This window comes from Chitinimonas taiwanensis DSM 18899, from assembly GCF_900119825.1.
Classification (GTDB): domain Bacteria; phylum Pseudomonadota; class Gammaproteobacteria; order Burkholderiales; family Chitinimonadaceae; genus Chitinimonas; species Chitinimonas taiwanensis.
Map to the genome: position 1 here is coordinate 1 of NZ_FPKR01000001.1, position 12967 is coordinate 12967.

Genomic DNA, 12967 nt, shown 5'->3' on the forward strand with positions numbered 1-12967 from the left:
AAGCCGCGGTTTTAATCCATTCTGACCAGGGTTCACAGTACGGCAGCGATGACTGGCGTCGTTTCTGTGCCGCCAATAGGCTCGAACCCAGCATGAGTCGGCGAGGGAACTGCTGGGACAATGCGGTCGCTGAATCTTTCTTCAGTAGCCTGAAAAAGGAACGTATCCGTAAGCGCATCTACAAAACGCGTGAATTGGCTCGCGCCGATGTATTTGACTATATCGAAGCGCTTTACAACCGTGTCCGCCGTCATAGCCATCTTGGCGGCGTCAGTCCCGAGGCCTTTGAACTAGCCGCGGCGTGAGGCTGGAGGTTGTCTACCGTTTCCGGGACAGTCCAGATTTGGTGTCTAGCTGATGCGGGACTAGCGTAGACATTTTTCTGCACACTGGTTGAGGAAACAAAACACACCAAGCCTCGGGGGAAGTACGCCATGAGGCATATGCAGGCAAAACCGCTATTACGTGACCCGATTTTTCTACATCACAGCCTGGATTGATACCTCCGCATCCTCCCCCAAAAAACCACCACTCTGATGCGCCCACAAGCGCGCATACAGCCCGCCCTTGGCCAGCAGTTCAGCATGGCTACCCTCCTCCACAATCCGCCCCTGATCCATCACGATCAGCCTGTCCATGGCCGCAATCGTGGATAGCCGGTGTGCAATCGCCACCACGGTCTTGCCTTGCATCAGCCGGTACAGGCTGCTTTGAATCGCGGCTTCCACTTCGCTGTCGAGCGCGCTGGTGGCTTCGTCCAGCAGCAGGATGGGGGCGTCCTTGAGCATGACGCGGGCGATGGCGATGCGCTGGCGCTGGCCACCGCTCAGCTTCACGCCGCGTTCGCCCACATGGGCGTCGTAGCCCTGGCGGCCCTTGGGGTCACTCAGGGTCTGGATGAAGTCGTGCGCTTCGGCGTGGCGGGCGGCGGCGATCATGTCGGCCTCGCTCGCGTCGGGGCGGCCGTAGAGCAGGTTGTCGCGCACGGATCGATGCAGCAGGCTGGTGTCCTGGGTGACCATGCCGATATGGCGGCGCAGGCTGTCTTGCGTGACGTGCGCGATGTCCTGGCCATCGACCAGAATACGGCCGCTATTCAGGTCGTAAAAGCGCAGCAGCAGGTTGACCAGGGTGCTCTTGCCGGCGCCCGAGCGGCCGATCAGGCCGATTTTTTCGCCGGGGCGTATGGTCAGGTCGAGTTGTTCGATGACCGGCTTTTGCGCGTCGCCATAGGCAAAGCGCACGGCTTCGAAGCGCACTTCGCCCTGGCTGACCTGGAGCGGCTTGGCGTCGGGCGCATCCTGCACGGCCACGGCGCGCGACAGGGTGTTGATGCCGTCCTGCACGGTGCCGATGTTTTCGAACAGGCTGGCCATTTCCCACATGATCCAGTGCGAGATGCCGTTCAGGCGCAGGGCCATGGCGGTGGCGGCCGCCACGGCGCCCACGCCCACTTCGCCCTGAATCCACAGCCAGAGCGTGAGGCCGGCCGTGCTGGCGATCAGCCCCATGCTGAGGATGTGGTTGACGATTTCGAAGCCGCTGATCAGGCGCGTTTGCTGGTAGAGCGTGCCCAGGTAGTCCTGCATGGCGTCGCGCGCGTAGTGGGCTTCGCGCTGGGTGTGGGCGAACAGTTTGACGGTGCTGATATTGGTGTAGGCATCGGTAATGCGCCCGGTCATCAGGCTGCGCCCATCGGCAGTGGCCTGGGCCAAACGCCCGAGGCGCGGCACGAAGAACCACAAGGTGGCCACATACAGCGCCAGCCAACCCAGGAAGGGCAGCAGGAGGCTGATATCGAAGGCGCCCACCACGGCCACCATGGTGATGAAGTAGATGCCGACGAAGACCAGGATGTCGCAGACGATGAGCACGCAGTCGCGCACCGCCAGCGCGGTCTGCATGACCTTGGCCGACACGCGGCCGGCGAATTCATCCTGGTAGAAACCCATGCTCTGGCCGAGCAGATGGCGATGGTAGTGCCAGCGCAGGCGCATGGGGAAGTTGGCGAACAGGCCCTGGTATTTGCACAGCGCCTGCAGCGCAATCAGCACCGGGCTGGCCAGCAGAATGCCGGCCAGCAAGAGCAGCTTGTCGCCTTCGCGTTCCCACAGCTGCTGGGGCGGCACATCGGCCAGCCAGTCCACCACCGAGCCAAGCATGCTGAACAGCAGCGCTTCAAACGCGCCAATGGCGGCGGTGAGGACGATCAGCGCCAGAATCAGCCCGCGCATGCCGCGCGTGCCGGCCCATAAGAAGGCCATGAAACCGGCCGGGGGTTGCTTGGGGTGGGTGTCGGGGTAGGGATTGACGCGTTTTTCGAACCAGTGAAACAAGGGGGGCCTCCTCAGGCAGGGCTGGCTATCGCTGTGTTTGTGGCCAGTCCGCCCGATTCTGCCCGCCCGCTGTGGCGCTGCCAATGCACGGGGCGCACAGCAATGCTGCGCTGTGGCGGATACGGGAATATATTGCTGATCAGGCGCTTACCCGCGCCCCGCCACCCGACCGTGCAACCCATGAGGAAGCGCATGTTCCGCCCCGCCGCCCTCATCGTCTTCCTGCTCGCCCTGCCGCCGGCCCAGGCGCAGTTACGCGTGTGCGTGGAAAACGATTGGGCGCCGATGGCCTTTGCGCGCGAGGGCAAGCCGGCCGGCGCGATGGTGGACCTGGCAGCCGAGGCTTTTCAGGCGGCCGGGCTGACGGTGAGCTTTGAAAGCGGCAGCTACAACCGCTGCCTGGCACTGACCCGGCGCGGTCACTACCAGGCCATGCTGGATGTGGCGCAGAACAGCGAGCGCCAGCCGCAATTCATCTGGCCCAGCCAGCCGCTGCTGGTACTACCGCTGCACTTGATTGGTAGCAAGCCCGGCACGGCCAGCCCCGGCGATTACAGCGTGCTGCGCGGACTGCGCGTGGGCATGACCCTGGGTTATGAATACCCGGATGCGCTGTTGCAGCAGCGGCTGGTACGCGTGGTGTCGCCCAGCGAGCAGGCGAACTTCCACCAGCTACTGGCGGGCGGGATTGATGTGATGGTGTTGTCGGCCGGTTCCTACCAGGCGCTGCGCGAGGCGGCGCAGCTGAAGGAGGGCGAAGCCCCGCATGATTGGGGGCGAGTGGATGAGCTGGCGCTGTATATCGCCTTCCATGCGCGCCACCCACAGGCAGCACACTGGGCCACGGCCATCAGCCATAGCCTGCAGGGCCTGCAGCGTAGCGGTGCGCCGCAGCGCATTCTGCAACGCTGGCAGGCGCGCCCCTAGGGAGGCAGCCCAGTCAGACGAGTAAGTCGACGCCTCAATAGCGCTTGAGCTTGCAGTCGATCTTCACATAGCCAAGCTCCAGGCTCAGCTCATAGCTGTCCTTGTTCACCACCATGCTCAGTACATCGGTGGAGAAATTGAACATCATCTTCAAATAGGCCTTCAGGTCTTCCTTGCTGGCATGGCCTAGCCCGGTCTCGCGGTCTTGCAGGAACTTGTCGATGCGGGTGAGCACGGCGGCGATCTCCTTGCGGGCATCGTCAGCGGGCGAGATATCGAAATCGAGAATCATGATGGGCTTTGCATTCGCAGCGAGGGATAACAGATAGCGCTGATTTTGCCAGATAGTTTGCTGCTACTGACTAAGGCAATCGCTCGCTTGGCGGGCTTTGGCCGGATAATGGCCAGGCAGCGCCGCCCAACCGCCACCGAGCCGACAGCCCCATGCCCACTACGCCCCCCAAGCCACCTAGCGCCGGCTATCTGCCCGCCGCCAAAGCCGCCTTCGAGCAGACCGCCGGCCAGGTGGAAGCCATGCATAGGGCGATTGCCGACAAGTCCTTCGACACCCTGCAGCGCGTGCCGGTGATCAGCGTGCCAGTCAAGCTGGTGCGCAGCGTGCACGACGCGGTGCTCGGTGGCGCGTATGGCGCAGTGCGCCTGGGCGGGCGCGGACTATTGGGGCTGGCCGGGGCCATCTGGCGCCCCAAGCCCAGCCAGCAGCCGGCCAGCCGGCTGCAAAGCGCGCTGAATGGCGCGTTTGGCGATGCACTGCAGGCCGATGCCAATCCGCTGGCCTTCGAGATGGCGCTGTACGCACATGGCGCGAGCGAGCCGCTGAGCCGCGCAGCGCTGGCCGATGCGCTGCAGGCGCACAACGGCAAGCTGTGCGTGCTGATCCACGGCCTGGCGCTGGATGAGCGCTGCTGGCAGGGCGAGGGCGCCTTCGGACCGCGCCTGCAGGCGGAGTTCGGCTATCTACCCGTCTACCTGCGCTACAACAGCGGCCTGCCGATACAGGCGAATGCAGCGGCACTGGCCGGCTATCTGGAAGACAGCCTGGCCGGGCTGCCTGGCCTGCATGAGCTAGTGCTCGTCGGGCACAGCATGGGCGGTCTGCTGGCACGCAGCGCCAGCTACCAGGCCAGCCAGCAACAGCTGCGCTGGCTGGGCGCGCTACGCATGGTGGTGTGCGTGGGCTCGCCGCATCGCGGTGCACCGCTCGAACGCATCGGCCGCCTGCTTACCGTGGCCATGCAGGTGAGCAAGGTCAGCAGCCCGCTGGCTGAGCTGGCCGCCCAACGTAGCCAAGGCGTGCAGGACCTGCACCACGGTCTGCTCGACCCGATCAGCGGCCAGACCGAGCCGCTGGTGGCCGGCGTGGCCTACCGCCTCGTGGCCAGCACCATGTTGCGCCACCCGCAGCAGCCAGCCGCGCAGATGCTGGGTGATGGCCTGGTGCCGCTGCGCAGCGCGACCGACCCTGATCTGATGGGTGATGTGGCACGCGTCGAGCTGGGTGGCATCGGCCATATGGGCCAGCTCAGGCACCCGGCCGTGTATGCGGCGCTGCAGCAGTGGCTGAGGAGCATCACGCCACACTGATCAGGCAGGCCTTGCCTATAGTGTTGGATAGCTGCCTCGGCCACAGGCCCGCCAGGCGCTCGCCACGGAGACAAAGCCATGCTGAAAGCCTTTCGCAATGCCCGTATTTCCCTGCAGGTACTGATCGTCTGCAGCCTGGTCTGCACCATCGTATTCAGCGCCATCACCGTTTACGTGGCCACCCAGACCCGTGCCGTGGCGGTGTCGGAAGCCAAGCGCAATCTGGGCAATACCCTGAATGTGCTGAATGGCCTGCTGGATGTGGCCTATAGCGCGGCCAAGCGGCGCGGTGAACGCGAGATTTCCATCTTCCATGACTATATCGGCGGCACATTGAAGCCGAATGGCGAGACTGTGGAGCTGGCCGGCATGAGCGTGCCGGTGCTGGCCACCGATACCCAGGTGATGACCGGCAATCTGGCCCCGCTGGAAGCGTTCAAGAAGGCCAGCGATGGGCTGGAAGGCGCGGTGGTGCAGCGCGTGGGCGACAAGTTCGTGCGCACCGCCACCCTGCTGAAGAAGGACGACAAGCCCATGGTGGGCAGCATCATCAAGGACGATGACCCGGTGGCCGCCGCCATCCTGGCCGGCAAGCCTTATCTGGACATCATCCTGCGCAATGGCAAATACAGCGTAAGCCGTGCCGAGCCGATCAAGGGGGAAGACGGCGCCCTACTCGGCTATTACTCGGTACGCGTGCCGCTGGCGGGCGATATCGAGGCGGTGAACAAGATCCTCGCCGGCATCACCATCGGCCGAAGCGGTTCCGTCTTCGCCATGGCGCCCGAGGAAGGGGAGGACCTGGGGCGGCTGATGATCGCGCGCGACAATGTCGGCAAGACCGTACGCGAGCTGGGTGACCCGGCCATGCAGGACGTGGCGCGCGAGCTCTTGGCCAACCCGCAGGGCGACTTCCATTACCAGACGGCACGCGATGGTGACCAGGCCGAGAAATTCGTCGTGTATGCCTACAACCCGAACTGGAAATGGCATATCGCGGCTGGCAGCTTTACCGATGAGTTCATCCAGGGCGCGCTCGATCTGCAGCGCAAGCTGATCCTGCTGAGCGTGGTATCGGCGCTGGTGACCGTGCTGCTGCTGTATCTGACCATCTCGGCGCGCCTGCAGCCGCTGAAAAGCGTGCAATCGGGCCTGGCAGCCATCGGCCAGGGGCGCTTCTCCACCCGCCTGCCGGAAGGACAGCCGCGTTCGCATAACGAGATGGACAATCTGGCCCAGGAGATCAATGGCATGGCCGGCAAGCTGGGCGAGCTTGTGCACGGCGTCAGCGTAGCCTCGACCCAGGTGAATGAATCGGCCGCCGCGCTGAAGAATCAGACCAGTGAAATTGCCGATGCCAGCCAGCAGCAAAGCCGCGCAGCCTCGGAAATGGCTGCCGCCATGGAAGAGCTGTCGCAAAGCATTGCCGAGGTGGCCAGCCATACCCAGTCGGCCAGCCAGCTGACCCACGCGGTGCGCGACTCGGCCAATCTGGGCCGCCAGCGCATCGAATCGAGCATGCAGGAAATGGGCAATATCTCCAGCGCGGTGGACGAGAGCGCACAGGCCATCGTCAGTCTGGGCGAGCATTCCAAGGAAATCACCGGCATCGTGAGCACGATCCGTGATATCGCCGAGCAGACCAATCTGCTCGCGCTGAATGCCGCCATCGAGGCAGCCCGCGCGGGCGAGTATGGGCGCGGCTTCGCGGTGGTGGCCGACGAGGTGCGCAAGCTGGCTGAGCGCACCAGCAGCTCCACCGGCGAGATTACCCAGATGGTGGCCGGCATCCAGACTGAGACGCAGAACGCCGCACAACGCATGCAGGTGGTGAATCGCATGACCCAGGATGGCGTGCAGACCGTGCGCGCCGCTGGCGAAGTACTGGCGGAGATCAGCCGCCAGTCCGAGCAGGTGGTGACCATCGTCAGCGATATTGCCGATGCCACGCGCGAGCAGACCACGGCCAGCCATGTCGTGGCGCAAAGCGTGGAGCGCATCGCCAATATGGCGCAACAGAACGCCGAGGCATGCGCGCTGGAAGATGAAACCGCCAACCAGCTGGCTGGCGTGGCCGTTACCCTGAACGGCCGCCTGAGCGGGCTGAGCGCCTAGCGCATCACGCACCGGGGCTTTCACCGGCAAGGCGGTTACAATGCCGCCTTGATTCCCTTATCCAAACTGTCCCGTGCAAAGCAGCCGCGAACTCTATTTCCGCATCCTCAGGCATACGCTGGTCTACAAGTGGCCGCTGCTGGCCTCGATGCTCTCCCTAGGCCTGGTGGCCGTGACCGAGGCCAGCTTCGGTTGGCTGATGCAGCCCCTGATCGATATGAACTTCGGCGGCAAGGCCGGCGAGCTGCCGCTGATCGGTAAGATTCTGCCAGGCGACATCACCAGCAACTGGCCGCTATGGGGGGTGCCGGTCGCGCTGCTTGGCGTGGCCGTGCTGCGCTTCGTGGCCACCTATGTGAATGCCTATGCCGCATCCTGGCTGGCTGCGCGCGTGCAGCACGATCTGCGCGGCCTGATGTTTGCGCGCCTGATGCGCCTGCCAGTCGCCACCTATGACCAGGAATCCGCCGGTGTGCTGCTGTCGCGCGTGGCCAACGATGTGGGCGCGATCACCCAGGCGAATACCCAGGTGCTGACCGTACTGTTCAAGGATTCGCTCACCGTCATCCTGCTGCTCACCTCGCTATTCATCATCGACTGGCAGCTGACCCTGTTCTGCTTTGCCGTGATCCCCGGCATTGCCATCTGCGTGACCCTGATGGGCAAGCGCATGCGCCGGCTGAGCCTGTTCGGCCAGAACGCGGTAGCCAATCTGGTGCGCATCCTGGATGAATCGTTGGGTGGTCAGCGCATCGTCAAGGTATTCGGCGGCCAACCCTATGAGGAAGCCCGCTTCGACCAGGCGGCCAAGCATGTGCGCCATGCGATGGTGAAGCTCGATACCACCTCGGCGCTGAATTCGGGCGTGGTGATGCTGATCGTGGCCGTGGTACTGGCGGCCATCATCTATTTCGCCTCGCTGCGCAGCCAGGCCGATGTCCTGACTGCCGGCGCATTTATCACCTTCATCATGCAAATGCTGCAGCTGCAGCAGCCGATCAAGAGCCTGACCAAGGTGAACGAGCAGCTGCAGCGCGGTCTGGCGGCCGCCGAAACCGTGTTCGGCCTGATCGACCGACCGAGCGAGCCCGATACCGGGACCCATACCGTGGCGCGCGCGCGCGGCGAAATCCGCTTCGAGAATGTGCGCTTTCGCTATGGCAGCAGCGAGCGTTGGGCGCTGGATGGCGTGGACCTGACCATTGCACCGGGCGAAGTGGTGGCGCTGGTCGGTGGATCGGGCGGCGGCAAGACCACCATGGCCACGCTGTTACCGCGTTTCTACGACCCACTGGAAGGCGCGCTGAAGCTGGATGGCGTGGACCTGCGCGACTACCAGCTGGCCAATCTGCGCCAGCAGATCGCCATGGTCAGCCAGGACGTAGTGCTGTTCAACGACACCCTGGCCGCCAATATCGCCTATGGCGCCGGCCAGATCGATATGGACAAGGTGCGCGCCGCCGCCAAGGCCGCCTATGCGGCCGACTTCATCGAAGCGATGCCCAAAGGCTATGAGACCCAGATCGGCGAGAACGGCGTACGTCTATCGGGCGGCCAACGCCAACGCCTGGCCATTGCCCGCGCGCTGTACAAGGATGCGCCGATCCTGATCCTGGACGAAGCCACCAGCGCGCTGGACAGCGAATCGGAACGCCAGGTGCAGGCTGCACTCGACGTGCTAATGAAGGGCCGCACCACCCTGGTCATCGCCCACCGCCTGTCCACCATCGAAAACGCCGACCGCATCGTGGCCATGCAGGGCGGACGGATCGCCGAGATCGGCACTCATGCGGAACTGCTGACCCGTGGCGGGGTATATGCGCGCTTACACAGCAAGCAATCTATGTCCGCCATATCGCCTTCCGGCGAGGAGCAAATTTAAGTGGCCATCGCAAAAGTATCCATCCTGATTCCATATTACAACGACACGGCGCATATTGAGGCGGCCATTCAATCGGCTTATGCCCAGACCTACCCGAACTGGGAGGTGATTGTGGTTGACGACTGCTCTCCGAAACCGGAGGCAGCGGCCTTGATACGTTCCCTGCAGCAGAAATATGGCTTTACGCTGCTCAGTCCTGCGCGAAATGGCGGGGCCACGCGCGCCTTGCAGCTTGCGTTTGAACATGCGAGTGGCGATTACATCTCGATCTTGTCTCAGGATGATCTCTACACGCCGGATAAACTTGCCAAGGCCATGCAGGCCATCACGTCCGAAGCGCTAGATGCCGTTTATTTCAATGGGGCCATCATCGGTGACGACTATCCGAGTACGCCCCCTAAGCCCTTCGAAACGGCTGAAGTAGAGCACGCCCAGTCAAGCGGAGGCTGCGCAGCGGTTTCCAGCCTACTGGCATCCAATGACACCCATGGTTGCCTGCTGACCCAAGGGGCCGTCTACTCGCACCGCCTCTACGGCGAACTAAGCTGGGTCAGAGAGAAATTCATCCTCGACGACTATCCCATGTCGGTCATTGTCTGGCGGGACTACAAAGTCCGCTTTTACCCTGATGTCGTGTATCTGTATCGGCATCACGATAACAATATCCACAAGCAGTATTGGCGCTGGTTCCCCGCGCGGCTGCAGGTCGTCGCCGAGCTTGTGGAGCCGGAACGAAGGCTTGATACGCTGGCGTTCTATCTGATGAATATGGGGGAGTTTTCCATGCAGAATCGACGCCACGATGATGCGGCTCGTTTCATCGCGGCGGGCATGATGCTGGCGGACTCCAGCGGCAACCAGAAGCTTGCGATGAGCCTGTTCAGCAAATTGGCCGGCAAGATGAGTCGCGAGTCAAGCCAGGCGCTCAACAGCCGCATGCATGCGCTCTTGGGTCGGCAGTCCTTAAAAGGGCGTTTGGTCGGTGTCATGAAGCGAATACTGATCGGCCTGGTGCCCGTGCGCGCTTGGCGCAAGCAGTTGCGCAAGAAGCTGGCCATTTAGGCCTGTCCGTCCTTGGAATACCTTCAAAATGCAACAGCCCAAGATCAGTATTCTCATCCCGACTTACAACTATGCCCGCTTTATCGGCCAAGCCCTGCAGTCCTTACTGAGGCAGGATTGCACAGATTTCGAAGTTATCATCAGTGACGACGCCTCCACAGATGGCACCGAGGCGGTGGTGCGCCAACACATCGGCCATGATCCGCGCTTCATCTTCCATCGGCACACCACCAATCTTGGCATGGTGGCCAATTGGAATTGGTGCCTAGCCCAGGCCAAGGGGGAGTATGTCCAGTATTTGTTTGGTGATGACTTTTTCATTAGCCCTGCGACTTTATCGACCCTTGCCAAGGCCCTGGATGCCCACCCGCGCGCAACACTTGCAGTTTCTGCCCGGCGTACAGCGGATGAGCATGACATGCTGGGCAGACGTATGCTCGACCTAGGGAAGGGCGGGCTTTATTCTGGACAAGCCGTTATCTGGCACTGTTTAACCCACGGAGAGAATAAGGTGGGCGAGCCCTCGGTCGTGATGTTCCGCCGAGCATACGCCGATCAAGGATTTGACCCGCATTACAAGCAGCTGGTCGACTTAGCGTTGTGGTTACGTCTTTGCCAGCAGGGAGAGCTGGTCTTTATCGACACGCCTTTGTGCGCGTTTCGTGTCCATGGCCTGCAGCAAAGCGCGGTCAATGCACAGAACAAAAGCACGCGTCTGGAACTGTATGAACTGTTTCGCAGCTATCTGCCATCCAGTTCCCACGCAGTTGCATCGCCGCTATTGCGTCTTAGCTATCGGACAGGTGTGTACCGGATCATGTACCAACTAAGGAAGGATGGCTTGTCTGCGCCGCCCATCATGGCAGCCCATCAGTATCTGGCGCGACTTCTACCGCGGCCTTGGTATTGGATAGCGGCGTGCCATTATCGCCTGCAACGGATTCAAGCCAATTTCCGGCGCATTTTGGACAAGTAATTCGCTAGCCATTAGCAATGGTTCGGCAGCCACCCTGCCGGGCTGATCAATGCGATCAAAGAAGAATCAACTATGGATATTCGGCTGTTCCCCTTACAAAAGCACGGTGATGATCGCGGCTCGCTGATTGCGCTGGAAGAGGGGCGTAATGTGCCCTTCACCGTGCGGCGCGTGTATTACCTGTTTGAAACCAAGCCTGGCGTACGGCGTGGCTTTCATGCCCATCGCGATTTGAAGCAGCTGGTGGTGGCGGTGCGCGGTAGCTGCCGCTTTCTGCTCGACGATGGTCGCGAGCAGATCGAACTGCTGCTCGACAATCCGGCGCAGGGGCTGCTGGTGGAATCGATGATCTGGCGTGAGATGTATGACTTCTCGGAAGACTGCGTATTGATGGTGCTTGCTAGCGCGCTGTATGACGAAAGCGACTATATCCGCGACAAGGCCCAGTTCATGGCCTTGGTCGAACAGGAGCCGCAGGCATGATTCATCCGCTTAGCGATGTGCAAAGCACGCAGATTGGTGCCGGCAGTCGGGTGTGGCAGTTCGTGGTCATCCTGGCCGGCGCGCGCATTGGCCGCGATGCCAATATCTGCTCGCACTGCCTGATCGAGAACGATGTGCTGATTGGCGACCGGGTGACGGTAAAATCCGGCGTCCAGCTGTGGGACGGCATCACCCTGGAAGACGATGTGTTTGTCGGGCCGAACGTGACCTTCAGCAATGATCCGTTTCCGCGCTCCAAACAATATCCGGCCAGTTTTCCACGCACGTTGGTTCAGGCGGGTGCCTCCATTGGTGCCAATGCCACGATCCTGCCCGGCATTACCATAGGCGCAGGCGCCATGGTGGGTGCCGGTAGCGTGGTGACCCGCGATGTCCCGCCGCATAGCGTGGTGGTCGGCAATCCTGCCCGTGTGCTGCGCACGCTGTAATCCGTATTCTCCGAGTCTTCTTATGTCTATTCCCTTTCTCGATCTCCAAGCCATCAACCAGCGCCAAGCCGATGCCCTGAAAGCCGCGTTTGCACGCGTGCTCGAATCCGGCTGGTACATCCTGGGTAAAGAGGTGCAGCAATTCGAAGCTGATTTCGCCCAGTATTGCGGCAGCCAGCATGCGATTGGTGTCAGCAACGGCCTCGACGCCCTGCACCTGATCCTGCGCGGCTATGGCATCGGTGCCGGCGACGAGGTCATCGTGCCCTCGAACACCTATATCGCCACCTGGCTTGCCGTGACTTATGCCGGCGCCACCCCGGTGCCGGTTGAACCGGTGGAAGCCACTTACAATCTCGACCCCGCGCGCATTGAAGCCGCCATCACGCCGCGCACGCGCGCCATCATGGCCGTGCACCTGTATGGCCAGCCGGCGGATATGGACCCTATCCTGGCCATTGCCGCCAAGCATGGTTTGAAGGTGATCGAGGATGCCGCACAGGCGCATGGCGCGTACTACAAGGGTCGCCGTGTCGGTACCCTAGGCGATGCCGCCGGCTTCAGCTTCTATCCGGGCAAGAATCTCGGCGCGCTGGGCGACGCGGGCGCCGTCACCACCAATGACCCGGTCTTGGCCGAGCAGGTGCGCGTCTTGCTCAACTACGGCTCGCGCACCAAGTATGTCAACGAGGTGCAGGGTTACAACTGCCGCCTGGATGAGCTGCAGGCCGCGCTGCTCGGCGCCAAGCTGAATCTGTTGGATGCCGATAATGCCCGCCGACGTGCCATAGCGGCGCGCTATCTGGCCGGCTTGCAAGGCTTGCCGCTCCAGCTGCCCAGCGTGCCAGAGGGTATGGAACCGGTCTGGCATCTATTCGTCGTACGCCATGCACAGCGCAACCAGCTACAGGCGCGCCTGCAAGCAGCAGGGGTTGGCACGGTCATTCATTACCCCACGCCACCGCATCTGCAACCCGCCTATGCCGAGCTGTCGATTGCGCGCGGGCAGTTGCCGATTGCCGAGCGCATCCATGAGGAAGTACTGAGCCTGCCCATGGGACCACATCTCTCCGACGCCGACGTCGACGCCGTGATTGCAGCTGTACGTGCGGCCCTTTAATCCGACAGCTTG

At 62.2% G+C, this 12967-nt stretch carries 12 protein-coding genes; 10 read left to right on the plus strand and 2 right to left on the minus strand.

Going from position 1 to position 12967, the window contains the following annotated elements; translation table 11 throughout:
* A partial coding sequence (locus tag BT173_RS00005) for an IS3 family transposase (protein ID WP_139255971.1) occupies window positions 1-305 on the plus strand: 305 nt, incomplete at its 5' end.
* A gap of 174 nt (window positions 306-479) precedes the next feature.
* On the opposite strand, the gene BT173_RS00010 is transcribed toward BT173_RS00005, so the two are convergent.
* A complete protein-coding gene (locus BT173_RS00010; protein ID WP_072426570.1) occupies window positions 480-2336 on the minus strand; it encodes an ABC transporter ATP-binding protein in 1857 nt (618 codons plus the stop codon).
* A 192-nt stretch (window positions 2337-2528) separates the two neighbouring features.
* Between BT173_RS00010 and BT173_RS00015 the strand changes: the two genes are divergently transcribed.
* Window positions 2529-3263: a substrate-binding periplasmic protein gene (locus BT173_RS00015; RefSeq protein ID WP_072426571.1), complete on the plus strand. Its 735-nt coding sequence runs from the start codon at window positions 2529-2531 to the stop codon at window positions 3261-3263.
* A gap of 34 nt (window positions 3264-3297) precedes the next feature.
* Here the strand turns inward: BT173_RS00015 and BT173_RS00020 are convergent, their stop codons facing one another.
* On the minus strand, window positions 3298-3555 hold the full coding sequence (locus tag BT173_RS00020; protein WP_072426572.1) for a hypothetical protein: 258 nt from the start codon (window positions 3553-3555) through the stop codon (window positions 3298-3300).
* Window positions 3556-3707: 152 nt separating this feature from the next.
* Between BT173_RS00020 and BT173_RS00025 the strand changes: the two genes are divergently transcribed.
* The 8 genes from BT173_RS00025 to BT173_RS00060 all read left to right on the plus strand — a co-directional run bounded on the left by BT173_RS00025 (window position 3708) and on the right by BT173_RS00060 (window position 12955).
* The gene (locus BT173_RS00025) at window positions 3708-4868 is read left to right on the plus strand and encodes an alpha/beta hydrolase (RefSeq protein ID WP_072426573.1); all 1161 of its coding nucleotides are present in this window, start codon (window positions 3708-3710) and stop codon (window positions 4866-4868) included.
* 78 nt (window positions 4869-4946) lie between these two features.
* Window positions 4947-6983 carry a methyl-accepting chemotaxis protein gene (locus BT173_RS00030; protein WP_072426574.1) on the plus strand — a complete coding sequence of 679 codons (2037 nt, stop codon included), beginning with the start codon at window positions 4947-4949 and terminating at the stop codon, window positions 6981-6983.
* Window positions 6984-7056: 73 nt separating this feature from the next.
* On the plus strand, window positions 7057-8865 hold the full coding sequence (gene msbA / locus BT173_RS00035) for a lipid A export permease/ATP-binding protein MsbA (protein ID WP_072426575.1): 1809 nt from the start codon (window positions 7057-7059) through the stop codon (window positions 8863-8865).
* On the plus strand, window positions 8866-9927 hold the full coding sequence (locus tag BT173_RS00040; protein ID WP_072426576.1) for a glycosyltransferase family 2 protein: 1062 nt from the start codon (window positions 8866-8868) through the stop codon (window positions 9925-9927).
* Window positions 9928-9955: 28 nt separating this feature from the next.
* Complete coding sequence (locus BT173_RS00045) at window positions 9956-10903, plus strand: glycosyltransferase family 2 protein (protein ID WP_072426577.1); 948 nt, start codon at window positions 9956-9958, stop codon at window positions 10901-10903.
* Between the two features lie 72 nt (window positions 10904-10975).
* Window positions 10976-11386, plus strand: a complete 411-nt coding sequence (locus tag BT173_RS00050) for a sugar 3,4-ketoisomerase (RefSeq protein ID WP_072426578.1) — start codon at window positions 10976-10978, stop codon at window positions 11384-11386.
* A complete protein-coding gene (locus tag BT173_RS19910) occupies window positions 11383-11835 on the plus strand; it encodes an acyltransferase (protein ID WP_072426579.1) in 453 nt (150 codons plus the stop codon). Before BT173_RS00050 ends, BT173_RS19910 begins: the two co-directional genes overlap by 4 nt.
* A gap of 22 nt (window positions 11836-11857) precedes the next feature.
* Entirely contained in the window at window positions 11858-12955 is a 1098-nt protein-coding gene (locus BT173_RS00060; protein WP_072426580.1) for a DegT/DnrJ/EryC1/StrS family aminotransferase, read from the plus strand.
* Window positions 12956-12967: the final 12 nt, after the last annotated feature.

Coding starts and splice junctions, on each gene's coding strand:
- BT173_RS00015 (WP_072426571.1), top strand. CDS start 2,529: ATGTTCCGCCCCGCCGCCCTCATCGTCTTCCTGCTCGCCCTGCCGCCG.
- BT173_RS00020 (WP_072426572.1), bottom strand. CDS start 3,555: ATGATTCTCGATTTCGATATCTCGCCCGCTGACGATGCCCGCAAGGAG.
- BT173_RS00025 (WP_072426573.1), top strand. CDS start 3,708: ATGCCCACTACGCCCCCCAAGCCACCTAGCGCCGGCTATCTGCCCGCC.
- BT173_RS00030 (WP_072426574.1), top strand. CDS start 4,947: ATGCTGAAAGCCTTTCGCAATGCCCGTATTTCCCTGCAGGTACTGATC.
- BT173_RS00045 (WP_072426577.1), top strand. CDS start 9,956: ATGCAACAGCCCAAGATCAGTATTCTCATCCCGACTTACAACTATGCC.
- BT173_RS00050 (WP_072426578.1), top strand. CDS start 10,976: ATGGATATTCGGCTGTTCCCCTTACAAAAGCACGGTGATGATCGCGGC.
- BT173_RS19910 (WP_072426579.1), top strand. CDS start 11,383: ATGATTCATCCGCTTAGCGATGTGCAAAGCACGCAGATTGGTGCCGGC.
- BT173_RS00060 (WP_072426580.1), top strand. CDS start 11,858: ATGTCTATTCCCTTTCTCGATCTCCAAGCCATCAACCAGCGCCAAGCC.